Annotated in this window: 22 protein-coding genes and 1 tRNA gene; 16 read left to right on the top strand and 7 right to left on the bottom strand. The window is 71.4% G+C overall.

Annotation, left to right across the window (positions count from 1 at the left end; translation table 11 throughout):
* Positions 1–103 precede the first annotated feature (103 nt).
* Complete coding sequence (locus AB0D59_RS34325; protein ID WP_362574071.1) at positions 104–700, bottom strand: histidine phosphatase family protein; 597 nt, start codon at positions 698–700, stop codon at positions 104–106.
* Between the two features lie 211 nt (positions 701–911).
* Between AB0D59_RS34325 and AB0D59_RS34320 the strand changes: the two genes are divergently transcribed.
* The 7 genes from AB0D59_RS34320 (at position 912) to AB0D59_RS34290 (ending at position 7,449) form a co-directional block, all read left to right on the top strand.
* Positions 912–1,865, top strand: coding sequence for a phosphatase PAP2 family protein (locus tag AB0D59_RS34320; protein ID WP_362574068.1), 954 nt, complete (start codon positions 912–914; stop codon positions 1,863–1,865).
* The gene (locus AB0D59_RS34315; RefSeq protein ID WP_362574065.1) at positions 1,762–2,988 is read left to right on the top strand and encodes a hypothetical protein; all 1,227 of its coding nucleotides are present in this window, start codon (positions 1,762–1,764) and stop codon (positions 2,986–2,988) included. Before AB0D59_RS34320 ends, AB0D59_RS34315 begins: the two co-directional genes overlap by 104 nt.
* Positions 2,979–4,568, top strand: a complete 1,590-nt coding sequence (locus tag AB0D59_RS34310; RefSeq protein ID WP_362574062.1) for a hypothetical protein — start codon at positions 2,979–2,981, stop codon at positions 4,566–4,568. Before AB0D59_RS34315 ends, AB0D59_RS34310 begins: the two co-directional genes overlap by 10 nt.
* Positions 4,565–5,905: an AAA family ATPase gene (locus AB0D59_RS34305; protein ID WP_362574059.1), complete on the top strand. Its 1,341-nt coding sequence runs from the start codon at positions 4,565–4,567 to the stop codon at positions 5,903–5,905. The genes AB0D59_RS34310 and AB0D59_RS34305 overlap by 4 nt, the downstream gene beginning before the upstream one ends.
* Positions 5,906–6,280: 375 nt before the next feature.
* Complete coding sequence (locus AB0D59_RS34300) at positions 6,281–6,646, top strand: hypothetical protein (protein ID WP_362574056.1); 366 nt, start codon at positions 6,281–6,283, stop codon at positions 6,644–6,646.
* 130 nt (positions 6,647–6,776) lie between these two features.
* Complete coding sequence (locus tag AB0D59_RS34295; RefSeq protein WP_362574053.1) at positions 6,777–7,385, top strand: bifunctional DNA primase/polymerase; 609 nt, start codon at positions 6,777–6,779, stop codon at positions 7,383–7,385.
* Positions 7,376–7,449 (top strand) — tRNA-Lys (locus AB0D59_RS34290). The genes AB0D59_RS34295 and AB0D59_RS34290 overlap by 10 nt, the downstream gene beginning before the upstream one ends.
* Positions 7,450–7,519: 70 nt before the next feature.
* Here the strand turns inward: AB0D59_RS34290 and AB0D59_RS34285 are convergent.
* Positions 7,520–8,734, bottom strand: coding sequence for a M6 family metalloprotease domain-containing protein (locus tag AB0D59_RS34285; protein ID WP_362574336.1), 1,215 nt, complete (start codon positions 8,732–8,734; stop codon positions 7,520–7,522).
* Positions 8,735–9,084: 350 nt separating this feature from the next.
* Here AB0D59_RS34285 and AB0D59_RS34280 point away from each other — a divergent pair, with 350 nt between their 5' ends.
* A complete protein-coding gene (locus AB0D59_RS34280; RefSeq protein ID WP_362574050.1) occupies positions 9,085–11,010 on the top strand; it encodes an EAL domain-containing protein in 1,926 nt (641 codons plus the stop codon).
* On the opposite strand, the gene AB0D59_RS34275 is transcribed toward AB0D59_RS34280, so the two are convergent.
* The 3 genes from AB0D59_RS34275 to AB0D59_RS34265 form a co-directional block, all read right to left on the bottom strand.
* Positions 10,980–12,077, bottom strand: coding sequence for an LLM class flavin-dependent oxidoreductase (locus AB0D59_RS34275; RefSeq protein WP_362574047.1), 1,098 nt, complete (start codon positions 12,075–12,077; stop codon positions 10,980–10,982). The genes AB0D59_RS34280 and AB0D59_RS34275 overlap by 31 nt on opposite strands.
* A gap of 468 nt (positions 12,078–12,545) precedes the next feature.
* On the bottom strand, positions 12,546–13,277 hold the full coding sequence (locus tag AB0D59_RS34270; protein WP_362574044.1) for an aspartate/glutamate racemase family protein: 732 nt from the start codon (positions 13,275–13,277) through the stop codon (positions 12,546–12,548).
* Positions 13,274–14,071: an aspartate/glutamate racemase family protein gene (locus tag AB0D59_RS34265; protein ID WP_362574041.1), complete on the bottom strand. Its 798-nt coding sequence runs from the start codon at positions 14,069–14,071 to the stop codon at positions 13,274–13,276. The genes AB0D59_RS34270 and AB0D59_RS34265 overlap by 4 nt, the downstream gene beginning before the upstream one ends.
* A 130-nt stretch (positions 14,072–14,201) precedes the next feature.
* Between AB0D59_RS34265 and AB0D59_RS34260 the strand changes: the two genes are divergently transcribed.
* Together AB0D59_RS34260 and AB0D59_RS34255 are read left to right on the top strand one after the other, a co-directional pair.
* A complete protein-coding gene (locus AB0D59_RS34260; protein WP_362574038.1) occupies positions 14,202–15,155 on the top strand; it encodes a D-2-hydroxyacid dehydrogenase in 954 nt (317 codons plus the stop codon).
* Positions 15,156–15,175: 20 nt separating this feature from the next.
* Positions 15,176–16,600: an amidase gene (locus AB0D59_RS34255; protein WP_362574036.1), complete on the top strand. Its 1,425-nt coding sequence runs from the start codon at positions 15,176–15,178 to the stop codon at positions 16,598–16,600.
* 30 nt (positions 16,601–16,630) lie between these two features.
* Here the strand turns inward: AB0D59_RS34255 and AB0D59_RS34250 are convergent, their stop codons facing one another.
* A complete protein-coding gene (locus AB0D59_RS34250) occupies positions 16,631–18,589 on the bottom strand; it encodes a hypothetical protein (RefSeq protein ID WP_362574033.1) in 1,959 nt (652 codons plus the stop codon).
* A 200-nt stretch (positions 18,590–18,789) separates the two neighbouring features.
* Here AB0D59_RS34250 and AB0D59_RS34245 point away from each other — a divergent pair, with 200 nt between their 5' ends.
* Both AB0D59_RS34245 and AB0D59_RS34240 read left to right on the top strand, forming a co-directional pair.
* Positions 18,790–19,800, top strand: a complete 1,011-nt coding sequence (locus tag AB0D59_RS34245; protein WP_362574030.1) for a LacI family DNA-binding transcriptional regulator — start codon at positions 18,790–18,792, stop codon at positions 19,798–19,800.
* 116 nt (positions 19,801–19,916) lie between these two features.
* On the top strand, positions 19,917–21,770 hold the full coding sequence (locus AB0D59_RS34240) for a glycosyl hydrolase family 28-related protein (RefSeq protein WP_362574027.1): 1,854 nt from the start codon (positions 19,917–19,919) through the stop codon (positions 21,768–21,770).
* A 27-nt stretch (positions 21,771–21,797) separates the two neighbouring features.
* Here the strand turns inward: AB0D59_RS34240 and AB0D59_RS34235 are convergent, their stop codons facing one another.
* Positions 21,798–22,292 carry a DUF3830 family protein gene (locus tag AB0D59_RS34235; protein ID WP_362574024.1) on the bottom strand — a complete coding sequence of 165 codons (495 nt, stop codon included), beginning with the start codon at positions 22,290–22,292 and terminating at the stop codon, positions 21,798–21,800.
* A 47-nt stretch (positions 22,293–22,339) separates the two neighbouring features.
* Here AB0D59_RS34235 and ehuB point away from each other — a divergent pair, with 47 nt between their 5' ends.
* The 4 genes from ehuB to ehuA are packed head-to-tail and all read left to right on the top strand — an operon-like array spanning position 22,340 to position 25,401.
* Positions 22,340–23,269, top strand: coding sequence for an ectoine/hydroxyectoine ABC transporter substrate-binding protein EhuB (gene ehuB, locus AB0D59_RS34230; protein ID WP_362574022.1), 930 nt, complete (start codon positions 22,340–22,342; stop codon positions 23,267–23,269).
* Complete coding sequence (ehuC, locus tag AB0D59_RS34225; RefSeq protein WP_362574019.1) at positions 23,266–23,982, top strand: ectoine/hydroxyectoine ABC transporter permease subunit EhuC; 717 nt, start codon at positions 23,266–23,268, stop codon at positions 23,980–23,982. Before ehuB ends, ehuC begins: the two co-directional genes overlap by 4 nt.
* Positions 23,979–24,629, top strand: a complete 651-nt coding sequence (ehuD, locus tag AB0D59_RS34220) for an ectoine/hydroxyectoine ABC transporter permease subunit EhuD (RefSeq protein WP_362574016.1) — start codon at positions 23,979–23,981, stop codon at positions 24,627–24,629. Before ehuC ends, ehuD begins: the two co-directional genes overlap by 4 nt.
* Positions 24,619–25,401, top strand: a complete 783-nt coding sequence (ehuA, locus tag AB0D59_RS34215; protein ID WP_362574014.1) for an ectoine/hydroxyectoine ABC transporter ATP-binding protein EhuA — start codon at positions 24,619–24,621, stop codon at positions 25,399–25,401. The genes ehuD and ehuA overlap by 11 nt, the downstream gene beginning before the upstream one ends.
* The last annotated feature ends 50 nt before the right edge of the window (positions 25,402–25,451 follow it).

Below are 25,451 nucleotides of genomic sequence, written 5' to 3'. Positions count from 1 at the left end.
CACATTGACACGGCCCCGCGCCCCTGAAGGGGCGCTGTAGCCGCGGGCGTCTTGTCAGCCGACCCAGCCTGCGCCGGTAAGCGAAACCCGGCCCCACCCACGGTCAGCCCGCCAAGTGCCCCGAGTCGTTCCAGCTCTCGATCGCGGGCTCCCCGTAGGCCCACCCGAGCACCGACAGCGATGTCGGGTTCAGGCGGATCCGTGCCGCGAAGTCCAGCGGCAGCCCGAGCCACCGCGCCCCGATCGACCGCAGGATGTGCCCGTGGGCGAACACCAGTACGTCCCGATCGGCCGACCGGGCCCAGGCGACGGTCTCGTCCGCCCGCGCGGTCATCTCCGCCAGGGACTCGCCCCCGGGCACCCCGTCCCGCCAGATCAGCCAGCCCGGCCGGACCGCCTGGATCTGCGCCGGGGTCAGGCCCTCGTACGCCCCGTAGTCCCACTCCATCAGCGTGTCCCACCGCTCGGCCCGCTCGCCGAACCCGGCGAGTTCGCACGTCTCACGCGCGCGTGCCAGCGGGCTGGTGCGTATCTCGGCGTCCGCGAGACCGTCGTACGGCGGCCGGTGCAGACGCTCGCCCAGCAGCTTGGCGCCCCGCCGGCCCTCCTCCAGGAGCGGTACGTCGGTCCTGCCGGTGTGCTTGCCGGACAGCGACCACTCCGTCTGTCCGTGCCGGGCCAGCAGGATGCGCGGTGCCATGGAGGGAGAACCTTTCGGGAGAAATTCGGAGGCGGGACACCTCCATCATCACCCACGCTGGGAACCCGCCGGGAACGGGCAACCCGGCGGGCGGTCTCCGCGTCTTTGAGGGCTGAGCGCCCTGCATGGGCGGGAATGCGCGCAACGTAAAGTGTCACGGTCGGCCCGCCGGGTGCCGCGCAGACAGGGACGAGAAGGGGGAGGCAGTCGGATGCCGCAGACCGAGAAACCGGGCACCGAGGTGACTGCGCCAACCCGACTGCGCTGGTGGACCGAGTTGCCGCTGATCCTGCTGGTGTACGGCTGCTACTCGGCCGGCCGCCTGCTCGCGCGCGGGGACACCACCACCGCCGTCGACCACGGTCTGGCGATCCTGCGCATCGAGAAGGCCCTGCACCTCAACGCGGAGCACCCGCTCAACCGCCTGTTCACCCGCGAGGCGTGGCTCGGCATACCGGCCGACTTCTGGTACGCCTCGCTGCACTACCTGGTCACCCCGTTGATCCTGGTGTTCCTGTTCCGCAAGCGCGCCGAGGTCTACCGGCGGGCCCGCACCTGGCTGATGACGTCCACGTTCATCGGCCTGATCGGCTTCACCCTGCTGCCCACCTGCCCGCCCCGGCTGCTGGACGCGAACCACGGTTTCGTCGACACGATGGCGCAGTACAGCTCGTACGGCTGGTGGGGCGGCGACGCCAGCGCCCCGCGCGGTCTCGGCGGCATGACCAACCAGTACGCGGCGATGCCGAGCCTGCACTGCGGCTGGGCGCTGTGGTGCGGGGTCATGCTGTGGCGGCACGGCGGCAACCGCCTGACCAAGGTGCTCGGTGTGGCCTACCCGTTGCTGACCGCGCTCGTGGTCATGGGCACCGCCAACCACTACTTCCTGGACGCGGTCGCGGGCGTGTTCGTGATGGGCGTCGGCTACCTGCTCACGCCGTATGTGACGCGGGCCGCGGAATTCGTCCGGGTCCGGGTGACCCGGGGCACCTCACTGGTCGCAGCACGCTCCGGCGGCGCAGTTTCCCCGATTGTCAGTGGCGGATGCCAGACTTCGGCGGGTGAGCGCATTCCATCGCAGCGCGAGTCCCGGCTCGCCTCCGGAGCCGAACCGAACGCCTCCCCCACCGACGCGGGGGAAGGCGCTCCGGCACCAGCTCGCTGAGCTGCGCGGCCCCGACGTCCCCGCCAAGGCCCTCGACGCGCGCGCCCTCGCGGCGCTCGCCGCGAACCCGGGCTGCCGAAGGCGGGCGATCCTGGACGGCGCCGGGGTGGACAAGACCGCGCTGGCGAGCGCCCTCGGCGCACCGTCGGGCTTCGGCCAGTCGCAGTTCGCGCTGACCCGGGGCAACGCCTTCGAGGCGAAGGTGAAGGCGGACGGCGGGGCGGAGCTGCTGCGGCTGGTGCGCAAACACCTCGACCCGGGCGCCGAGCCGGCCGAGCGGGCGGCCGTGCCCGACCTGTCCGCGATCGGCCCCGAGGGGCGTACGGCCCGTACGGCACTGGCGCTGCGCGAGGCTGCCGCGCCAGGCGACACGGACGGCGGGGGAGACGGCGAGCGGGACAGCGAGGCGGGCGGCTGGGTTCTCCTGGACCATCCGATGCTGGCCCTCCAGGTGGCCGGTTCGCCGGCGTTCCTGGAGCCGGACGCGGTGGTCGTGCACCCCGACGGCAGCTGGACGGTCGTGGAGATCAAGTCCTTCCCGATGCTGGACGGTTCGGCGGACCCGGCGAAGGTGGGGGCGGCGGCCCGGCAGGCGGCGGTGTACGTACTGGCCCTCGAGGAGGTCGCGGCCCGGCTCGACCCCGCCCCGCGGGTGCGGCACGACGTGCTGCTGGTCTGCCCCAAGGACTTCTCCAACCTGCCCACCGCCGCCGCCGTCGACGTCCGCAAGCAGCGCGCGGTCACCGCCCGCCAGCTGGCCCGGCTCACCCGCATCCAGGACATCGCCGACACCCTCCCGGAGGGCACCTGCTTCGCGCCGGGCCTGCCCGCCGAGCAGCTGACGGCGGCCGTCGAGGCGGTCCCTGCGGCCTACGCGCCCGAGTGCCTGTCCGCCTGCGAACTGGCCTTCCACTGCCGGCAGCGCTCCCGCGCGGCCGACGAGGTCACCACGCTCGGCCGCGCGGTCCGGGCCGAGCTGGGCGGGCTGGCCACCGTCGAGGACGTGCTGTCGGCGGCGCGCGGCGAGAGCGGCGACCCGGACGACCCGGCGGTGGCAGCCCTGCGCCGGGCGGCGGCCCTGCGCGCCGAAGCGCTGAGCGCCCAGGGGGCCGCGTGTCCCTGATCACCACCCTCGCCCGGCTCGAAGCCGTGAGCACGGGCACCGCCCAGCCCGCCGCGACCGTCCGCCACCGGCATCTGTCCGGGCACCCCCTCGTCTTCGTGCCGCTCACCACCTCGGGTGAGGCGGGTGCGCCGCTCGGCGCCCTGGTCGGCACCGACCGGGACGCTCCGCGCCTGCTGGTCGTACCGCAGCCGCGCGACCGCGATCTGCGGTTCGCGTTCCTCGCCGAGCTGGCCGACGTCGTCCTGCCGTACCTGGACTCCTACGCCGGCTCGGTCGAGGCGGCCGAGCGCACCGAGACCGACCCGGAGACCGGCAAGCGGGTCAAGGTCGAGGTGGAACTGTGCGCGGACGCACCCCAGTTGATCGTCCCGGGCCGCACGGGCATCGAGTACGTACGGCTGCTGGGGCGGTCGACGCGTTTCCGGCGCACGGCGGAGCAGGACCCGGAGGCGCCCTACCCGGCCCCGCCCCGGGTGCCGTTGCTCGGCCGCTGGCTCACCCACTTCGGCGAGCGCGCCCGCGTCCCCGGCTCCTCCCTCCTCCTCGCCATGACGGACCTGCTCTCCCGGCACTGGGCGACCGGGCAGTCCGGCGTCGAGGACCAGCACCTGGGCGCGCTGCTCGCCTGGATCAGCCCTCCGGACGGCAGCACGGGCGCGACGGCGGCGCGCGTGGCCGAACTGGCCCGGGACGGCGAGGGTCAGTTGCTGTGCCCGCCGGCCGGTCCGGCCACCGACCCGGCGTTCGACAACAAGCTGCTGGCCCCCGCCTTCGAGCGGTACGACCGCGCCCGTACCGCCCTGGCCGCCGCCGAGGACGGCCTCCAGGCCGACGACCGGCTGGCGATCCTCACCGCCGCCGAGCAGGAGATCCGCGACCTCGTCGCCAGCCGGACCCGGCCCACCTGGGACGCGGTCTGGCGCGGCCTTGATCTGCTGCACCGGCTGCCGGAGGGTGCCCGGGTCGAGGAGCGGTGGACCCGCGACCGCTGGTCGTTCACCGGCCACCGGGACCGGGTGCTGGCCGGTGAGCCGCCGCAGCCGCGCCGGGACGACGCGGTCACCGCCGCCAACAAGCTGGCCACCCGCGAGCGCGAACAGGCCCGGCTGGACGCCCAGGAGGCGCTGGACGACCCGCTGGTGATGGCCGGGCGGCGGCTGACCGGGGAGGCGTTCGCGGGTGAGGTCCTCGATGTCGTCATGGCGTACAGCGAGGGCAAGCGGCCGAGCCCGCGCCCGCTGGTGACCCTGCGCACGGAGGACCGGCCGCATCTCGGGGAGCGCGCGAAGGCGTACCGCTCGCTGGGCGGCAAGCCGCAGTCCGTGGAGTTCGTCGGGTACGAGGCCGAGGGGGTCCTGGTGCTCCGGGTCCTGGACAAGATGGGCCGGGGCAAGGAGCCGGAGGTCGGGTCGGTCCCGGAGAAGGGCGACCGGCTCATCTTCACCCTGTTCGAACACGAGCAGCGCGGCGGGGCGAAGCTGCCCGACCCGGAGGCGACCCCGTGGACCCACGGCGGCCCGCCGGGCGAGGCCGCCTCGGAGGCGGCCGACACGGTGACCGAGGAGGACGTGCTGTGACGGCCGACGTCGATTTCGACCCGGGTGCGGCCGCCACCCGCGCCACCGACGCGATCCTCCACGACACCCTGCACGGCACCGACCGGGGCGTGGTCGTGGACTCCCCGCCGGGTGCCGGAAAGTCCACGCTGGTGGTCCGCGCGGCCCTCGAACTCGCCGCTGCGGGCCGCCCGCTGATGGTGGTCGCGCAGACGAACGCGCAGGTCGACGACCTGGTCCTCAGGCTCGCCGAGAAGAACCCGGAGCTGCCGGTCGGCCGGCTGCACAGCAGTGACGCCGACCCGTACGACAAGGCGCTGGACGACCTGCCGAACGTCCGCAAGTCGGCGAAGGCGGCCGACCTCAGGGAGGCGCCGGTGGTGCTGTCCACCGCCGCGAAGTGGGCGCATGTCACGGTGGACGAGCCCTGGCGGCACGCGATCGTCGACGAGGCGTACCAGATGCGCTCGGACTCGCTGCTCGCCGTGGCCGGGCTGTTCGAGCGGGCGCTGTTCGTGGGCGACCCCGGCCAGCTGGACCCGTTCGCGACGGTGGGCAGCGATCAGTGGGCGGGCCTGTCGTACGACCCCTCGGCCTCGGCCGTCTCCACCCTCCTCGCCCACAACCCGGGCCTCCCGCAGCACCGGCTCCCGGTCTCCTGGCGCCTGCCCGCCTCCGCCGCCCCGCTCGTCTCGGGCGCGTTCTACCCGTACACCCCGTTCCGCAGCGGCACCGACCACGGTGACCGCCGGCTGGCCTTCGCCGTCGCCTCCGACGGCTCCGGACCCGACCGGGTGATCGACGAAGCGGCGGAGTCCGGCTGGGGCCTGCTGGAACTGCCCGCCCGGCACACCCCGCGCACCGACCCGGAGGCGGTCCGGGCGGTGGCGACGGTGGTACGACGACTCCTCGACCGGGGCGGAGCGGCTCTGTCCGAACGCTCACCCGACCCGTCCCCCCTCACCGCCGACCGGATCGCCGTCGGCACGGCCCACCGGGACCAGGCGGCGGCGGTCCGCGCGGCCCTGGCGGAGCTGGGCGTGACGGACATCACCGTCGACACCGCGAATCGCCTCCAGGGCCGCGAGTACGACGTGACGGTCGTCCTCCACCCGCTCTCCGGCCGCCCCGACGCCACCGCCTTCCACCTGGAGACCGGCCGCCTGTGCGTCCTGGCCTCCCGGCACCGCCAGGCCTGCATCGTGATCTGCCGAGCCGGCGTGACCGACCTCCTGGACGACTACCCGTCGACAGAACCGGTCCAGCTGGGCACGCTCGTCAAATTCCCGGACGGCTGGGAGGCCAACCACGCGGTCCTGGCCCACCTGGCCGAACACCGAGTGGCCTGGCGGCCCTGACGAACACCCCGCCCACCACTCCGTCCGCCGGACGGAGTCCGGCACACCGCCGGAGACGGCCGACAAACACAGCCCGGACGGCTGGGAGGCGAACCACGCGGTCCTGGCCCACCCGGCCGAACACCGAGTCAGCCGGCGGCCCTGACGAAGGCCTCGCTCACCCCCCGTCTGGCGGAGGCGGCCGACACATACCGCCCCGACGGCTGGAAAGTGAACCACGCGGTGACCGGCCCGCCCGGCCCGGGGCCGGGTGTTCTCGGGGGCCAGGCCGAGCGGAGAGTCAGCCGACGGCCTTGGGATGGGGTTGCGCGGGCGCGAGAGAATGGACGGTGGCCATCGAACCGTAGGCACCGAACCGTACGAGGAGGACCAGACATGGCGGAGCCCACGCCGCGTCGGAACGAGCCGCGGCTACGCCCCGCGCACCTGCTCTTCGAGCCGGTGGCGGCGGTCGCCGACCCGGAGCACTTCTTCGGCCTGGAGTCGCTCGAGGACCCCGGGGCGCTGCTGGCGCGCGCGACCGAGCTGACCCAGGCGTTCCGTGTGGCCACCGACCGCGCGGTGGAGTTCCAGGCCATGGCCGCCGCCCAGCTCGCCGACCCGCGCCGCTTCGACCGGCTGACCCCGGCCGACATCGCCGCGCAGGCCGAGTGGACCGAGGACTACGCGAAGAAGATGGTCGAGTTCGGCCGGGACCTGCTGAAGGGCAGCGAGGACGCGGAGCCGGCGGAGCCCGTCTAGTAGCCGCCTCCGCGGAGCGGGACCGCCCGCGGCATATGCCAGCCGGGCAAGATACCCCCCTCCGCTCCCTCCCGTCCCGGTTTTCCGCAACTCACGGCGAGCACCGGCTCACGATGGGTATCAATTCCCTATGAGCAGCACACCGCACGAGACGCCACTCCACGGCCCTGGCGGCCATTCCGACGCCGCCGGGGTCACCCCCGACGGAGCCACCTGGCTCGCCTCGGCAGGAACGTATCCGCGGAGCACGCTCGCCCTGTGGGAGGAGTACCCGGACGCCCCGGTCGTCCTGCCCTGCGGCTCGGTGTTCGACGTGGTGAACGCCCCGGCGGTGTTCGGCCGCCGCATGCTGGACCGGCTGTGGGACGAGGGGCCGGGCTCCGGGCCGGTCGCGGTGTTCCGGGGCCGGATGCTCCTGTTCGCCGCCCCCGGCACCGCTGCCCGGCTGCCGACACTCCTGGGCTGGGAGGAGTGGGGCGGCCGCGGCCAGGCCGTACCGCCGCTGCTGTACCACGGCACCGGCGACGCGGTGACCGTCCCCGCACTGAACGGCGACCGCTCCCCCGCCCCGGCCGGCGCGCGCTGGCTGGTCGGCCCGGACACCCGGCAGCCCTGGCTCCCCGGACCGGAAATCCTGCTCTGGGCGGCGGTGCGGGCGGCCCGCTCGGCCGTGCGGATATCGATTTTTCCTCCCACCGATCAGGATGCTAAGGTCTACGACGTCAGCAGGCGCCGCTAGCTCAGTTGGTTAGAGCAGCTGACTCTTAATCAGCGGGTCCGGGGTTCGAGTCCCTGGCGGCGCACGCGAAGTAGGCGAAAGGCCAAGCTCTTGCGAGCTTGGCCTTTCGTGTTTCCGCGCCCTTCGCCCGCGTGTCAGTCCAGCTCCCTCGGCGTGATCTTCACGTTCCACGCGCCGGACGCCGTCCGCCCCTCCACCTCGACCCGCACGCCGTCCCCCGGGACCGTGAAGCTCTCGCCGAGGGCGACCGGGGCGTCGGCGAGCGGCGGGTAGACGGAGTTCTCCCAGCAGGCCTCGGTGCGCGGATGGGCGTCGACCACCTCGATCGGGCCGCCGCCGGAGGCCGTCTCGTCGCGGACCCGGTAGACGAGGACGCCCTGCCGGCAGGCCGCGCTGTCGTTCCCGGACGCGCCCCGCGCCTCGAAGGCCAGCACGCTGTCGGGCCCGGTGCGCACCACCGCCAGCTTGGTGCCGTCGCCGAGCCCGAAGGCCGGCGCGCCCGCGGCGCCCGCCTCCGGCACCCCCGGTCCCGCCGACAGCGGCTCCAGGGTCAGCCGGGTCGGCCGGGTCCCCCGTACGCACACCACCTGGCGCGGATCCAGCCATCCGAGCTTCCACTTGTGCCAGGCGAAGAGGTCCGGGGACAGCCCGAACTGGCTGCCCATCAGGTCCCAGTCGCCGACGTAGGTGTCCCAGTCGCCCTTGCCGTCCACCGGGCGGTGGTAGAGGTCGGGGAGGTCGAAGACATGCCCGGTCTCATGGGCGAGAACCAGCCGGTCCGGCGGGTGCCTCTCGAAGACGGTGACGACCCGGCGGATGTCCGTGCCGTCGACGTGCACGGGGACGTCCAGGTTGACCACCTTCGTGGCGTCGGAGTCGACGCCCGGCGCGTCCGGATCGGCCACCAGGTACACGACGTCGTAGCGCGAGAAGTCGACCTCGGGATCGGCCGCCGCGAACGCGTCCCGCAGGTAGGCGGCCCGCAGCACCAGGTTCCAGTCGCGTTTCATGCCGTAGGCGACCGAGGGCCGGGGCATCCGCAGCCAGTGCGTCAGCGGGTGCAGCCGGATGGTGAACTTCCCGTAGGAGGCCTGGTCGAAGTAGCGGCTGGTGGCCGGGAAGTGGTCGGCGGCCAGCTCCGCGGGGGTGGTGCGCGGGGGCGCGTCCGGGAAGGAGAGGAACACCATCACGGCCGAGAGCGGGTGGGTGGGGCGGGTGTAGCCGGCGTTCCAGGTGTCGACGCCCTCGGAGTGGTGCGCGTCGGTGCGGTGCAGGGCGCAGGGAGCCGTGGAGAACGGCTCGGCGGCCGACGGTCCGGTCAGGATCGTCGTTGCGACGAGCGCCGACATCGTGGTGAACACGGCGGCGGAGCTGCGCAGCAGGAGACGCGGCACGGAAGGACCTCCGGGGCGGTTCGCGGGACACCGCCACCCAGCCTGTGCGAGTTTGTCCTCATATGACCTGTTTACCTGCACCAGAAGGGTGAGGAACCCGAACGGCCGACACCCCGGGAAACTCACGGAACGTCACAAGTGGCCAGGCGGCTCAAGAACCCGTCCAGGTGCGGGCAGAAACGATCTGTCAGAACCGGTGCTTCATCGTGGACACTGGACAGTGGCTGGAAGGCCCTCGGGCCAGCCTCTATGATCGGCACACTTTCCTGCACGGACAGAGATCGAGTGCACTGCGGGAGCGAGCGGTGAGCGGAACGTCCGAAGGGCCGACGCCCGCGGCAGACCTCGACCGGTCCGCCGTCACAGAGAGTGACAACATCAGTCGGAAGTCGTACAACGAGACGACCGACCCGAAGACAGGCGAGACAGCAGAGACAACACAGACGACACAGCCGGCACAGCCGGCACAGCCGACAGGCGAGATGCCGGATCCGAAGACATACGAGCACGCCTTCACGGCCGCCGCGCTGCCCCTGGCCGTCGTCGACCGCGAAGGGCTGGTCAGCACCGCCAACGCGGCGTTCGGCACCCTGATCGGCAGCGAGCCGGCCGGCCTGACCGGGCGGATCGCCGCGGATCTGGTGGACCTGGCCTCCGACGCCCGTACCTGGCACGCCTATCGCGAGGTACTGCGCGGCCGGCAGGCCAAGTTGCGCTGCACCCGCCGGCTCAAGCACCCCGACGGGCACTCACTGTGGGTCCAGGTCACCGTATCCCCGCTGGCGAAGGACGCCCCGGGCGTGCTGCTGTCGGTCTCCGACATCAGTGCGCGCCGCGAACTCCAGGCCCGGCTGCGGCACTTGCAGATGCATGACCCGGTGACCCGGCTGCCCAACCGGACGTTGTTCTTCGAGCGTCTCTCGGCCGCGCTGGAGGCGGAGTCGTACGAGCAGGGCGGCACCGGCCGAATCGGCCTGTGCTACCTGGACCTTGACGGTTTCAAGGCGGTCAACGACACCCTCGGCCACCGGGTGGGCGACCGGCTGCTGGCCGCCGTCGCCGAACGGCTGACCCGAGTCGCCGACGAGGCCGGCTTCGCGCGGGCCGGGGCGCCGCTGGTGGCCCGGCTCGGCGGCGACGAGTTCGCCCTGCTGGTCGAGGACTCGACGGGCACGGAGCAGCTGGCCGATCTGGCCGAGTCGGCGCTGGCGGCTCTCCAGGCGCCGTTCGACCTGGCCGGCCAGCGACTCTCCCTGTCGGCCTCGATCGGGGTGGTGGAGCGCCATGCGGCGGGTACGACGGCCACCGGTCTGATGCAGGCCGCCGACACGACCCTCTACTGGGCGAAGGCCGACGGCAAGTCCCGCTGGACGCTCTTCGACCCGGAACGCAACGCCCACCTGGTCACCCGCCAGGCGCTCTCCTCCACCCTCCGCCCGGCCATCGAGCGCGGCGAGTTCGTGCTCGAGTACCAGCCGCTGGTGGGCATGGAGGACGGGCGGCTGAGCGGGGTCGAAGCGCTGGTCCGATGGAATCATCCGCAGTTCGGCACACTAGCGCCGAATCGGTTCATCGGATTGGCGGAGGAGGACGGCTCGATCGTCCCGCTCGGCCGTTGGGCCCTGACCACCGCCTGCCGGCAGGCCCGCCGGTGGCAGCTGGACCACCCCGACGAGCCACCGATCTTCGTGAGCGTGAACGTGGCAGTGCGCCAGGTCTGGGACTCCGACCTGGTCGCGGACGTGGCGCAGACCCTCGCCGAGACCGGCCTGGCGCCGCATCTGCTCCAGCTGGAGCTGACGGAGTCGGCGGTGATGGGCTCGGCCGGCCGGCCGCTGCAGGCGCTTCAGGCCCTCAGCGACATGGGCGTCCGCATCGCCATCGACGACTTCGGCACCGGCTACTCCAACCTCGCCTACCTCAGCCGGCTCCCGGTCTCGGTCCTCAAGCTGGACGGTTCCTTCGTCCGGGGATTCCAGTACGACGACCCGGGCGACCGTCCGAACCCCGCCGACGAGGTCGTGGTGGAGGCGATGATCCAGCTGGCCCACCGGCTCGGCCTCACCGTCACCGCCGAATGCGTGGAGACCTCGGCGCAGGCCTCCCGGCTGCGCCACATCGGCTGCGACACCGGCCAGGGGTGGCTGTACTCCCGGCCGGTGGCGCCGGATCGTATCTCCGAGCTGCTGGGCACCCGGACCTACGCGGACACCCCGGTCGGCAAACCGTAGGCGTCGGCGATCAGTTCGTAGGAGCGCAGACGCAGCTCGCCGCGGTGGGCATGCGTGGTGAGCATCAGCTCGTCGGCGCCGGTGCGCTTCTGGAGGTCGTCGAGACCGGCGCGCACCTCGTCGGCGGTGCCGTGCACGATGTTGGCGGTCCAGGAGTGCACGAACTCCTCCTCCATCGGGGAGAACTCGTGGTTCTCGACGTCGTCCGGGTCCGGGAACAGACCGGGCCGCCCGGTGCGCAGCCGCAGCATGTTCACCGCGCCGGCCCGAACCTGGCGCCGGGCCTCGCGCTCCTCGTCCACGGCGAGCGTGGAGACGCCGATGAGGGCGTAGGGCTCGTCGAGGACGGCGGACGGGGTGAAGGACTCGCGGTAGAGGTCCAGGGCCGGGATGGTGTTCTGCGCGGAGAAGTGGTGCGCGAAGGCGAACGGCAGCCCGAGCATGCCGGCGAGCCGGGCGCTGAAGCCGGAGGAGCCGAGCAGCCAGACGACCGGCCGGTGCGGGGACTGCACACCGCCGGGGCTGGTGCTCTGGACGGGGCCGGGGATGGCGTGGATCCGGCGGTACGGGTGCCCCTCCGGGAAGTCGTCGTCCAGGAACCGGGTGAGCTCGGCGAGCTGCTGGGGGAAGTCGTCGGCGCCCTCGTTGAGGGTCTGGGTACGGCGGAGGGCGGCCGCGGTGGCCCCGTCCGTGCCCGGCGCCCGGCCGAGGCCCAGGTCGACCCGCCCCGGGGCCATCGCCTCCAGCGTGCCGAACTGCTCCGCGATGACGAGCGGCGCGTGGTTGGGCAGCATGACCCCGCCCGAACCCAGCCGGATGCGCTCCGTGTGGGCGGCGAGGTGGGCGAGGATCACGGCGGGCGAGGAGGAGGCCACACCGGGCATGGAGTGGTGCTCGGCGACCCAGAACCGCTGGAAACCGCGCGCCTCGGAGAGCCGCGCGAGCTCCACGCTGGTGCGCAGGGCGTCGCTTGCCGTACTGCCGGTGCCGACGGTCACCAGGTCCAGTACGGAGAGGGGGACGGGGGCGGTCCCGTGCGTGATGCCCCGGATCTCGTCTGCCGACACGGTGAGAGCCTCCTGTTTGCGACCGTGAGCTGTACTGGTGGGCGGTAACAGGAGGATGGCTCCGGTTATTCCTGACACCGCTGGAAGGCCCCCGGCCCCCTCCACACCGACCGAGCCCCTCCCACCCGAGACGCCCCCGCCACACCGACCGAGCCGACATCCCCCACCCCAGACAGCCCCGCCACACCGACCAAACCGGCATCCCCCACCCCAGACAGCCCCTCCACACCAACCGAGCCCACAACCCCCACCCCAGACAGCCCCGCCACACCAACCAAACCGACAACCCTCACCCCAGACAGCCCCGCCACACCGACCGACCCCACAACCCCCACCCCATATGGCTCCTCCACACCGATCGAGCCGACGCCTCCGCCCCGGACGGCACCTTCGAGCCGGCCGAGCCGGGTGGTGGGTGGGCAGGGGCACGGGGGTCCGGGGGGCGGAGCCCCCTGGTACGGGGGTCCGTCAGACCTGGACGATCGGTTGGCGGGTGAACAGGGTGCCCAGCGCCGGTTCGTTCACCCGGCGGTCGGCCAGCCTCAGTCCCTCCCACACGGTCACCTGGTTCGCCGTGAGCACCGGCTTGGACAGCGCCTTCTCCAGGAGTGGAAGATGCGCCGCCGTGTGCAGTGCCGTGTCCGGAAGGAGCACCGCCTCGGCATCCTCCGCGTCAGCGGTCCGCGCCAGGGTGAGCACCTCCTCCTCCCCCCAGGTCCCCACCTCCGCCGCCGTGACGATCCCCGACGGGCGGACCCCGATGACCTCCAGGCCTCCGGCCCGCAGGAAGTCCGCGAAGAGCTGCGCCACGTCGTCCGGGTAGGTCGCGCCGATCGCCACCCGCCGTACCCCGAGCTCCCGCGCCGCGTGCACGAACGCGAAGGACGTGGACGACGCCGGCAGCCCGGCCGCCTGGGCGAGGTCACGGATCTGCTGGTGGGCGCCCTCCCAGCCGTACACGAAGCTGCCGCTGGTGCACGCCCACACCACCGCGTCCGCGCCCGCGAGCCGTAGTTCGTCCACTCCGGCCGCCAGCCGCCGGGCCGATCCCATCTCCAGCAGCGCGTCCACCCGGTGCGCGTCCTCGCCGATGTCGGTGTGGACGACGTCCACCCGGATGTCGCTGCCGAGGAGCTGTTCGATGCGCGGGTAGTCGTCCTCCGCGGAGTGCCCCGGATAGAGGATTCCGAGCGCTGTCATGTCCACCCTTCCTGCTGTTCTTCCGGCAGTACGGGCCACTCCCGTGGCGCCGATCCGTCCCGATGACCGATCAGCGTCTGATAGGGCCCAACGGCTCGGGTACCCAGCCTGCGCAGCGCCGCCCACATCGTGACCTGGTTGGCCGACAGGACGGGGACGCGCAGTTCGGCCTCCAGCTGGGGGATGACGTCGTAGGTGGGCAGGTTGGTGCAGGAGATGAACAGGGCGTCGGCGGCCCCGGGCCGTACCGCCTGCCGGGCCATGGCGACCACGTCCCGGTACGGCACCTGCCAGATGTGCCGGGTCAGCCCCATGAACGCGACTCCGGCGACCTGCACGCCCGCCTCCGCCACGTACTCCTCGAGCACCCGCGTCACCGAGACCGTGTACGGCGTGACCAGCGCGAGCCGCCGCACGCCCAGCTCGGTCAGTGCGTCGAGCAGCGCACCGGAGGTGGTGAGCGCGGGCATCGCGCCGGACCGGGTCATCGCCTCGCACATCGCGCGCTCCCCGGCGATGCCGCCGACGAAGCTGCCGGAGGTGCAGGCGTAGGCGACCACCTCGGGTGCGACGGCGGTCAGCGCGCGCACCGCGTCGCCGAGTGTCTCGTGCTCGCTGACCAGCCGGGCCAGGTCGAGGCTGACCTCGACCGGCACGAACGGGGTTCTGGTCAGGTGCAGGGACACGTCGTCGGGCACCCAGCGCCACAGTTCACGATCGAGTGCGAAGTCGAAGGGCGCCACGACGCCGACACCGCGCTGTGGGCGAGGTCCGCCCAGAAAGGAGACGTCCATGGGAAGTCACCGGCCTCAGGTCAGGAGAGGAGGGGGCAACGGTCGGCGGGTACGTCCGTGTTGACGACGGTAGGTTGGGGTGCGAGCGTGGTCAATCCGCGCATGCCAGACGTAGGGAGCCGTCCCCGCGATGACGCAGGCCCCGCCCACCGTGCTGATCCTCGACGCCGACCCGCCCCCGCGGCTCGGCCGGCTCACCGGCCACGCACGGATCGTGCACACGGACGCGGCGGGCCTGGCGGCCCGGCTGCCCGAGGCGGACGTCCTGCTCGTCTGGGACTTCGCCTCGCATGCCGTCCGCGAGGCCTGGCCGGGCACGGGACCGCGGCCCCGGTGGGTGCACACCGCCAGCGCGGGCGTCGACCATCTGATGTGCCCCGAACTGGCCGCGTCCGACACGGTCGTCACCAACGCGCGCGGGGTCTTCGACCAGCCCATCGCCGAGTACGTGGCCGCGCTGGTCCTGGCGATCGCCAAGGACCTCCCCGAGACCCTCGGCCTCCAGCGGGAGCGGACCTGGCGGCACCGCGAGGCGCGCCGGGTCGGCGGCACCCGCGCGTGCGTGGTGGGCTCCGGCCCGATCGGCCGGGCCATCGTCCGCACCCTCAAGGCGCTCGACATCACCACCGCGCTGGTCGGCCGCGTCCCGCGCACCGGCATCCACGGCCCCGACGACCTCGATCGGCTGATGTCCCGCGCGGACTGGGTGATCGCGGCCGCGCCGCTGACCGAGCAGACGCAGGGCATGTTCGACGCGCACCGCTTCGGCGTGATGCAGCCGTCGGCCTGCTTCATCAACGTCGGCCGGGGCCAGCTGGTCGACGAGGACGCGCTCGTGCGGGCGCTGACCCGGCGCTGGATCGCCGCCGCGGCCCTGGACGTCTTCACCGCCGAGCCGCTGCCCGCCGACAGCCCGTTGTGGGACGCGCCGGGCCTCATCGTCTCGCCGCACATGAGCGGGGACACGATCGGCTGGCGGGACGAACTGGGCAATCAGTTCGTGGAGTTGTACGAGCGGTGGGCGGCGGGCAGATCTCTGCTGAACGTGGTCGACAAGAAGCGCGGTTACGTGCCCGGTCACTGACTCCCGGGAGGGTGCCCCTCATGCAGCTCACCGACCTCACCGGCCTCACCGGCCTCACCGCCCGACAGCTCCTCGACGGCTACCGCACCGGCGGGTTCGGCCCGGTGGAGGCGACCCGGGCGGCCCTGGAACGGGCGGCCCTGATCCAGCCGGAGGTCAACGCCTTCGTCCGCCTCACTGAGGAGGACGCCCTGGCGCAGGCGGCCCAGTCGGCGGAGCGCTGGCGGCGGGGCGAGCCGAAGGGCCTGGTCGACGGCGTCCCGGTGACGGTGAAGGACATCCTGCTGATGCGCGGCCATCCGACTCTGCGCGGCTCCAGGACCATCTCGCCGGCCGGGAGTTGGGACGAGGACGCCCCCTCCGTCGCCCGACTCCGCGAGCACGGCGCGGTGTTCATCGGCAAGACCACCACCCCCGAGTACGGCTGGAAGGGCGTGACCGACTCCCCGCTCTCGGGGATCACCCGCAACCCGTACGACCCGTCCCGCACCGCGGGCGGTTCGAGCGGCGGCAGCGCGGCGGCCGTCGCCCTGGGGGCCGGGCCCCTGTCCCTGGGCACGGACGGCGGTGGCAGCGTGCGCATCCCGGCGGCCTTCTGCGGGATCTTCGCCCTGAAACCGACGTACGGCAGGGTGCCGTTGTACCCCGCGAGCGCGTTCGGCACGCTGTCGCACGTGGGCCCGATGACCCGGGACGCGGCCGACGCGGCACTCCTGCTGGACGTGATCGGCACACCGGACGCCCGGGACTGGTCGGCGCTGGGTCCCGCCCCGGGGCCTTTCACGGCCGGCCTCTCGGGGGGCGTGCGCGGACTGCGGGTGGCGTTCTCACCGACGCTGGGCGGCCAGGTGGCGGTCCGGCCGGGGGTCGCGGCGGCGGTACGGCGGGCGGTGTCGGAGCTGGCCGGGCTGGGGGCGTACGTCGAGGAGGCCGACCCGGACTTCAGCGACCCGGTGGAGGCGTTCCACGCGCTGTGGTTCGCGGGGGCGGCCCGGGTGATCCAGCGTTTCTCCCCCGAGCAGCGGGAGTCGCTCGATCCGGGGCTGCGGGAGATCTGCGGGCAGGGGGCCCGGCTGAGCGCGCTGGAGTATCTGGCGGCGGTGGACGTCCGGATGGACCTGGGGCGCCGCATGGGCCTCTTCCACGAACGGTACGACCTGCTGGTCACGCCGACGCTGCCGCTCACCGCGTTCGAGGCGGGGGCGGAGGTGCCGAAGAACTCGGGATTCCGGCGCTGGACGGGGTGGACGCCGTTCACGTACCCCTTCAACCTGACCCAGCAGCCGGCCGCGACCGTCCCGGTGGGGGTGGACGAGGACGGGCTGCCGGTGGGGTTGCAGCTCGTGGCCGCCCGGCACCGGGACGATCTGGTGCTTCGGGCGGCCCATGCGCTGTACGAGGCGGGGGCGGCTTCGCTACCGCCGGTCGGCGCCGTCGTGGTCTGACGGAGTGCGCGTCGGGGAGCGGCGTGCGCGTCAGCCGGTCACCTGGACCACCGCCGTCCGTCCGGCCCGTACCGTCGGGGTCGCGTACGTGTACGTCACGCCGTCGACCTTCTTGGTGCGGACCCGCTGGGGGACGCCGTCGACCTCGATCCTCTTGTGCACGCCGGGGAAACGGGCCTCCCAACTGTAGGAGGCCTTGCGGGAGTTGTTCGTCAGCGTGGTCCTGGTCGCGCCGTCGTGCCGCACGGTGACGGTGCCCGTGCCGATGGGGACGTCCGCCGCCTGGAGCCACTTCATGCCGGACGGCAGCCGCGACTGGGTGGTCACCTTGTGGTTCGGGGCGTCCGGTGTGATGCCCATCAGGCCCTGAACGGTCTGGCTGACCAGGGTGAACGACACCTCGGGGTAGTCCCCGTCGGGGCCCTGGCTGGAGTTGACGTGCTGGGTCTCCCGCTCGCCGTAGATCTTCTGCATCCACTGCCAGGCGGTGTCGTTGCGGTTGTTCTTGAAGAACATGTCGGGCAGGTAGGTCGTCGACTCGATGTTGGGCGACCCCTCCGGCCCCAGCTCCTGCTTCTCGATGTAGTCGAGATAGGCGTCGTTGCGCGGGCCGGGGTCGATGATCTGCTTCATCGGCATGAAGACGCTGTTCTCCTTGCCCCAGCCGGTGACCGGGGTGCCGGACAGGGTGTAGGCGCGGACCATGTCGGCGCCGCTGCCGGTGCCGCTCCAGTCGTCGTTGAAGTACGTCTTCAGGTCGGCGGCACGCTTGTCGTAGGTCCTGGCCAGCGCGGTGTCGCCCTTGCCACGGGCGAGGACCGCCATCGCCAGGTACGCCTGGTACTCGGAGGCGATGCCGTCGCCGGCCTCGGCGAGGCCGTCGCCGTCCTGCTCGTTGTAGCTGGCGGCGCCCTCGAAGATGCCCTGGCCGGTGCCCTCGGCGACCTTGACCTTGCCGTTGTCCTTGGCGGAGTTGTGCAGGTCGATGAACTGCTCGGTGGCGTGCCGGTAGAAGTCCCACAGCACCGGGTCGTCGACGTATCTGCGGTCGCCGGTCCAGAGGTAGGCCTGGGCCGCCTTCTCGACGAGTTCGAAGGTGGCCGGCACCTCGCGGACGAAATTGTCCGGGCTCTTGTAGTCGATGCTCAGGTAGGTCCTGGCGTCGAAGTTGAGGGACCACACCGGGAAGTACTTGTGCTCGGCGGTGGCCGACTGCGCGTAGGAGCGGAGCATGGTCTCGTTCTCGGCGTCGAGGCCGATGAGGTGGGCGCCGGCGAGCTGGTGGGTCATGTCGCGGGAGTAGTAGGCGCTGCGGTTGGCGTATCCGGCCCAGTAGGTGGGCTCGTACGACGCGCTGCCGGTGCCGCCGGTCTGGTTCTCGTCGACGTTGATCGGGCCTGTCGTGCCGGGCAGCTGAACCCAGCTGTTGGCCTTCTTCTGGGCCCAGGCGAACATCTCGGCGACCTCAGGGTCGGACGAGGTGACCTTCGGGTCGGCCGGTGCGGCGGGAGAGATCATCAGGTCGTCGGCGTTGACCCAGGCGCTGCCGGAGCCGAATTCGATCTGCAGCCGGTCGCCGGTCTTCAACGCGACGTCGCTGATGGTGTACCGGGCGTAGCCGGCGTGCTGCGGCAGCGTGATCGTCTCGACGGTCTCGCCGTTGCGCCGGACGGTGTACGTGCCGCCGGTGCCGGCGCTGCCGATCCACGCGGAGAAGTCGTAGCTGCCGTTCCGGGGTGCCACGAGGGTGAGTTCGGCGCTCTTGCCGGCTCCGGCGTCGAGGTAGAGGAAGTGGGTGCCGCCGTGCCGGTTGCCGGTGCCGACCCCGGTGCCCGGGCCGAAGGTCCAGCCCGTGCCGCCGTTCTCGAAGCCGGGGTCGGGGATGGCGAGTTGGGGCCGGGGGCCCGGTGCCGCCTCGGCCGACACAGCGGGGGCCATCGGTGCGAGCAGGGCAACGGCGGTGAGCAGCATGAGCCTTGAGGGCTTCATCGGGTCTCCGGTCTCGATCACTGCGGTCGGGCGGGTGGAACGGCCGAGCGGTGGCCGCAAGCTAACAGGGCCCGGAGAGGCGCTTCAATGGTCATGCGGAAGAAACCTGCAAGAAACGCAGACTCACTGCAATCTTCCATGGCATGATGCGCTGAAAGTTTTCATCGTTTTCGTGCAAGCGAGCCAGGGCGGGAACCGTTATGAAGGTCGGCATCACCGAGGTCGCGGAGCGGGCGCAGGTGAGCGAGGCCACCGTCAGCCGGGTCATCAACCGGCGTCAGGGTGTGGCGCGCAAGACCCGCGAGGCGGTCGAGCAGGCGATGGCCGACCTCGGGTACGAGCGGCAGACCCGGGGGCAGCTCATCGCGGTCATCACCGAGTTCGTCTCCAACCCGTTCTTCGCCGACGTCTGCGAACGGATCGAGTCCACTCTCGCCCCGCAGGGTCTGAAGACGGTCCTGTGCCCGTGCTTCCCCGGCGGGGTGCAGGAGCTGGACTTCGTGACCTCGCTCGCCGACCGGGGCGTCGCCGCCGTGGTCTTCCTGTCGGCCAGCAACACGATCGAGGGCGCGGACCCGGCGGCGTACGAACTGCTGCGCTCCCGCAGGATCCCGTTCGTCGGGGTCAACGGCGAGTTCGAGGGCGTGGGCGATGTGCCGGTCTTCTCCACCGACGACCTGCTGGCCGCCGAACTCGCCGTCGACCACCTGTACCGCCTCGGCCACCGCCGGATCGGGATGGCGTCGGGCCCGGTCGGCAACCGCCCGGCGGACCGCCGGGTCAGCGGCTTCGTCTCCTCGCTCTCCCGACGCGGGGTCGAGGATCCGGAGCAGTGGGTGGTCCGGCAGTCCTACACCGTCGAGGGCGGCCAGTCCGCCGCGATCTCGCTGCTCGGCCGGGGCGCCACGGCCATCGTCGCCGCCAGCGACTACATGACCCTGGGCGCGATCCGCGGCGTGCGCCGCCAGGGGTACGACGTCCCGGGCGACGTGTCGGTCGTCGGCTACGACGGCGCCATGATCATGGACTTCGTCGACCCCCCGCTCACCACGGTCCGCCAGCCGGCCGACCGCCTGGCCGCGGAGGTGGCCCGCAGCATCCTCGCCCTGGTGGGCAACCGCGAGGTCCCCGTCGGCGAACTCCTCTTCGACCCCGAGCTGGTGATCCGCGCCAGCACGGCGGCGGTGGCGCCTGTTCGCCCGGACCATTGACCTAGACATCGGATCTATGCAGACTCCGCACGGAGATCCGACCAGAGCATCGGCGGTAACTCCCGCTATTCATCGGGTATTTCATCGCTCACGCATGCTCCGGAGGGACTATGCCCATGTCTCGGTTCGCGTTTCTCGGGGTGGCGCTCGCGCTGCTCGGCGGCGGGGCGGCCGCTCCTGTCGCCGCGGCGCCGAAGGCGGCACCGGTGGTGGTCGACGTGGACGACTACGGAGCCGACCCCACCGGCCGGACGGACTCGGCGCCCGCCGTCGCGGCGGCGCTGCGGCACGCCAGGAGCCTCGACCGGCCGGTCAGGATCGTCTTCTCGAAGGGGACCTACCAGCTCTATCCCGAGCGGGCCGAGACCCGTGAGCTGTACGTGTCCAACACCGTGGGCGCCGACCAGCGTTACCGGGACAAGAAGATCGGGCTGCTCGTCGAGGACATGCACGACGTCACCGTCGACGGCGGCGGGGCCAAGCTCGAATACCACGGCCTCCAGACGGCGTTCGCGTCGATCCGCTCGACGAACGTGACCTTCACGAACTTCTCCTTCGACTACGCGGCCCCCGAGGTCATCGACGCGACCGTCGCCGAAACCGGCGTGCGCGACGGTCACGCCTACCGCGTCCTGAGGATCCCGGCCGGCAGCCCGTACGAGGTGAACGGCACGCACATCACCTGGCTCGGCGAGAAGAGCCCGGCCACCGGGCAGCCGTACTGGTCGGGCACCGACGGACTCCAGTACACGCAGATCCACGACCCCGAGGCACAGAAGACCTGGCGTGCGGACAACCCCCTGTTCAACGACGTCGCCTCCGTCACCGACCTCGGCGGCCGACGGATCCGGATCGACTACAACGGCTCGTCACAGCCGACGGACGCCGGGCTCGTCTACCAGATGCGCCTCATCGAGCGGACCGAGCCGGGCGCCTTCATCTGGGAGTCCAAGAACGTCACGATGCGTTCGATGAACGCCTACTACCTCCAGTCCTTCGGTGTGGTGGGGCAGTTCAGCGAGAACATCTCCATCGACAAGGTGAACTTCGCGCCCGACCCGAAGTCCGGCCGCTCCACGGCCTCGTTCGCGGACTTCGTGCAGATGTCCGGCGTCAAGGGCAAGGTCTCGATCACCCGGAGCGTCTTCGACGGCCCGCACGACGACCCGATCAACATCCACGGCACCTATCTCGAAGTCGTCGGGCAACCCGGGCCGAACACCCTCACCCTCGCCTACGAGCACCCGCAGACCGCCGGGTTCCCGCAGTTCGCCCCGGGTGACGAGGTCGAGTTCACCACCAAGCGGACGATGACCCAGCTGTCACCGGCGCACGCGAAGGTCACCGCGGTCGACGGGCCGAGCGGGATGGACCACGACAAGCCGCTGACCACGATGACCGTCACCTTCGACCGGCCGGTCCCCGCCGGGACCGAGATCAACGGCACGGTCGTCGAGAACATCACGGCCACCCCGTCGGTGCTCATCTCCGGCAACGTGTTCCGCAACGTGCCGACCCGCGGCATCCTGGTCACCACCCGCAAGCCGGTCCTGATCACCGGCAACCGGTTCGACGCGATGTCCATGGCCAGCATCTACGTCTCCGCCGACGCCTACCAGTGGTACGAGTCCGGGCCGGTCTCCGACCTCACGATCCGCGACAACTCGTTCACGCGGCCCACTGGCCCGGTCATCTTCGTGGAGCCGACCAACCAGGTCGTCGACCCGGCGAACCCGGTGCATCACAACATCTCGGTCGAGCACAACTCGTTCGACATCGGTGACGTGACCGTGGTCAACGCCAAGAGCGTCGGCGGGTTCGCCTTCACCGGCAACACGGTCCGGCGGCTGGACGGGGCGGACCAGCCGCCGTACACCTCCCCGCTGTTCGTCTTCCACGGCAGCTCGGGCATCCGGATCGCACACAACCACTACGCCAAGGGCCTCAACACGTCCGTGGTCACCGACTGAGGCACGGCGGTCGGGCGGGGGCGGCGGCTAGGCCCTGCGGAACGCCAGGGTCTCCCCCGCCGCCCCCGCCCGCCACAGGTCGTTGCAGGCCTCGGCCAGGTCCGGCAGGCCCTGCACCACCTCGCCCCACACGATCCCCGGCACCCAGCCCACATCGCCGTTGAGCAGCAGGTTGTTGCGTTCGTAGAAGAGAGCCAGGTCGACGACCGTGGTGCCGGGACGCACCTCGCGGTCGTAGCCGTAGGCCTTCGTGCCCAACTCCGCGCCGGCGAAGGAGAAGTAGCAGAGGTCGCCGGGGATGGGGGTGACGGTCGGGTTCTCCAGGGGCGGTTCCGTCTCCGCGAATGGCGGGAAAAGAGCGTAGATCTCGTTGCGGGCGTACTTGGCGTGGTAGACGTCGCCGGCCAGCGGCAGGGCGTCCCAGACGGCGGCACAGGTCACCGGGGCCCGGTCGTCCAGCAGCCGGGCCGTGGCGCTGACCCCGCGGGTGACCAGCGAGACTTCGATGAATCGATCGGCCATGCCCTCCATGATGCATAAGTCGATTGGCCTCGGGTAGCCGCGCCGCCATGGCTCCACCACTTGGGAACGAGACAGACACATCTGGGTATGAATCCAGACAAACCCGGCGCGCGGTGCTCGCGGGTGCCGCCGCCATCGGCGCGCTCGCCGCCGCCGGCTGCACCCGCGTGGCCACCGCGGCCGGCACCGACGGCGGTGACCTGCTGCAACGGCTGCGTGCCCAGGGGGTCGTACGGCTCGGTATAGCCGGCGAGATCCCCTTCGGGTACATCGACAAGGACGGGCATCTCACCGGTGAGGCACCGGAGCTGGCGAAGGCGATCTTCAAGCGGCTCGGGGTCGACAAGGTGCAGCCGGTGCCGACCGAGTTCGGTTCGCTGATCCCGGGGCTGAACTCGCAGCAGTTCGATGTCGTGGCCGCCGGGATGTACGTCAATCCCGAGCGCTGCGAACAGGTGATCTTCGCCGATCCCGACTACCAGATGCTCGACTCGTTCATCGTGCGCAAGGGGAACCCCAAGGGGCTGCACGACTACAAGGACGTCGTCGCCAAGAAGGCGAAGTTCGCCACCGGGACCGGGTACGCGGAGATCCAGTACGCGGTCGAGGCGGGGTACAAGGAGAGCGACATCCTGATCGTGCCGGACCAGGTCGCCGGGCTGAACGCCGTGGAGGCCGGACGCGTCGACGTCTTCGCCGGGACCGCGCTCACCACCCGCGAGGTGGTCAAGAAGTCCGCCAAGGCCGAGGCGACCAAGCCGTTCACGCCGCTCGTCGGCGGCAAACCGCACGTGGACGGGGGCGCCTTCGCGTTCCGGTCGGCCGAGACGAAGCTGCGGGACGCCTTCAACGTGGAACTGCGCAAGCTCAAGAAGAGCGGCGAACTGTTCCGGATCCTGCGGCCGTTCGGCTTCACCCAGGCCGAGATGACCGACCTGACGGCCAAGGAGCTGTGCGGGGGAGGCAAGAGCGGATGACCTCGGGACTGTGGGACCTCGTACTGAAGGGCGTCTGGACCACCGTCCAGCTGCTCGTGCTGAGCGGGCTGTTGATGACCGCGGTGGCCTTCGTGGTGGGCGTGGCGCGGACGAGCCGGCACTGGTTCGTCCGGTTCCTCGCCGGCTTCTACACCGAGGTGTTCCGTGGCACCTCGGCGCTGGTGATGATCTTCTGGGTGTTCTTCGTGCTGCCGGTCGCCTTCGGCTGGCAGCTGGTGCCGCTGTGGGCGGGCACCCTCGCGCTCGGGCTGACCTACGGCGCGTACGGCTCGGAGATCGTGCGCGGGGCGCTGAACGCGGTCGACCCGGCGCAGCAGGAGGGCGGGATCGCGCTCAGCTTCACGCCCTGGCAGCGGCTGCGGCTGATCCTGCTGCCGCAGGCGGTGCCGGAGATGATCCCCTCCTTCTGCAACCTGCTCGTCGAACTGCTCAAGGGCACCGCGCTGGTGTCGATCACCGGCATGGGCGACCTGGCGTTCAGCGGGAACCTGGTGCGCCTGGCGCTGCAGGAGAGCGCGCACATCTACACGTATCTGCTGCTCATCTACTTCGTGATCGCGTTCGTCATCACCCGGCTGATGCGCGGCCTGGAGAAGCGGCTGAAGGCCGGGATCGGCAAGGACCCGGGCAGCGAACAGACGGCACGTGAGGCCAAGCGTGCGCAGACGACCGGGGTCGGTGGTGTCGCGTGAAGTGGGACTGGAGTGCCGTCAGCGAGTTCATGCCGCACTTCTGGGACGGCCTGCTGGTCACCCTCGAGGCGCTGGTCCTCGGCTCGCTGATCTCGTTCTCGCTGGGGCTCGTGTGGACGCTGCTGATGCGGACGCCGACCAGGTGGGTGCGCTGGCCGGTGGGCGTGGTGACCGAGTTCATCCGCAACACCCCGCTGCTGGTGCAGCTGTTCTTCCTGTTCTACGTGCTGCCCGAGTGGGGGCTGACGTTCTCCGCGCTGACCACCGGTGTCTTCGCGATCGGCCTGCACTACTCGACGTACACCATGCAGGTCTACCGGGCCGGTATCGAGGCCGTGCCGGTCGGCCAGTGGGAGGCGGCGACGGCGCTGAACCTGCCGGCGCGGCGGACCTGGACGGCGGTGATCCTGCCGCAGGCGCTGCGCCGGGTCGTGCCGCCGCTCGGCAACTACGTGATCTCGATGCTCAAGGACACGCCGATCCTGATGTCGATCACGGTGCTGGAGATGCTCGGCCAGGCCCGGCTCTTCTCCCAGCAGCACTTCCAGTTCACCGAGCCGGTGACGGTGATCGGCGTCGCCTTCATCGTCATCTCCTACCTCGCCTCCCTTCTTCTGCGCACCCTGGAGCGTCGCCTTGTCCGTTGAGACCAGCAAGCAGCCGAGTACCTCCGATACGACGTCCACCGAGCTGATCCGCATCGAGGGGGTGACCAAGCGGTTCGGGGAGAACACCGTCCTCGACGGCCTCGACCTCAGCGTGCAGGCGGGCCGGCACGTCACCCTGATCGGGCCCTCCGGCTCCGGCAAGACCACGATCCTGCGGCTGCTGATGACCCTGACCAAGCCGGACGCGGGCACCATCACCGTCGACGGGCAGCGGCTCTTCCCGGCGTCGGAGAAGGAGCTGCGGGAGGTCCGCAAGCAGATCGGGATGGTGTTCCAGCAGTTCAACCTGTTCCCGAACATGACCGTGCTGCGCAACCTGACCGAGGCCCCGGTGACCGTGCTCGGCCTGCCGAAGGACGAGGCGGAGGCGCGGGCCCGGGAGCTGCTCGACCTGGTGGGCCTCGCCGACAAGTGCGACGCCCGGCCGACCCAGCTCTCCGGCGGCCAGCAGCAGCGGGTGGCGATCGCCCGGGCGCTGGCCATGCGGCCGAAGGTGCTGCTCCTCGACGAGGTGACCTCGGCGCTCGACCCCGAGCTGGTCGCGGGCGTCCTCGACCTGCTCAGGGACATCGCCCGCACCACCGACATCACGATGCTCTGTGTGACCCACGAGATGAACTTCGCCCGGGACATCTCCGACCAGGTCCTGATGTTCGACTCGGGCCGGATCATCGAGGCGGGCCCGCCGGAGCGGATCTTCAGCGAACCCGAGCACGAGCGGACCCGGGAGTTCCTCAGCGCGGTGCTGTAAGCGTCTCCGCGCAAACCGTCGTAAAAGATTCCGCGCGTGATGTCATGATT

This window comes from Streptomyces sp. NPDC048417 (assembly GCF_040651615.1).
In the GTDB taxonomy this organism is placed as follows: domain Bacteria; phylum Actinomycetota; class Actinomycetes; order Streptomycetales; family Streptomycetaceae; genus Streptomyces.
The sequence above is the reverse complement of the archived record's forward strand: the minus strand, read 5'-3'. Positions and strand labels throughout refer to the sequence as shown.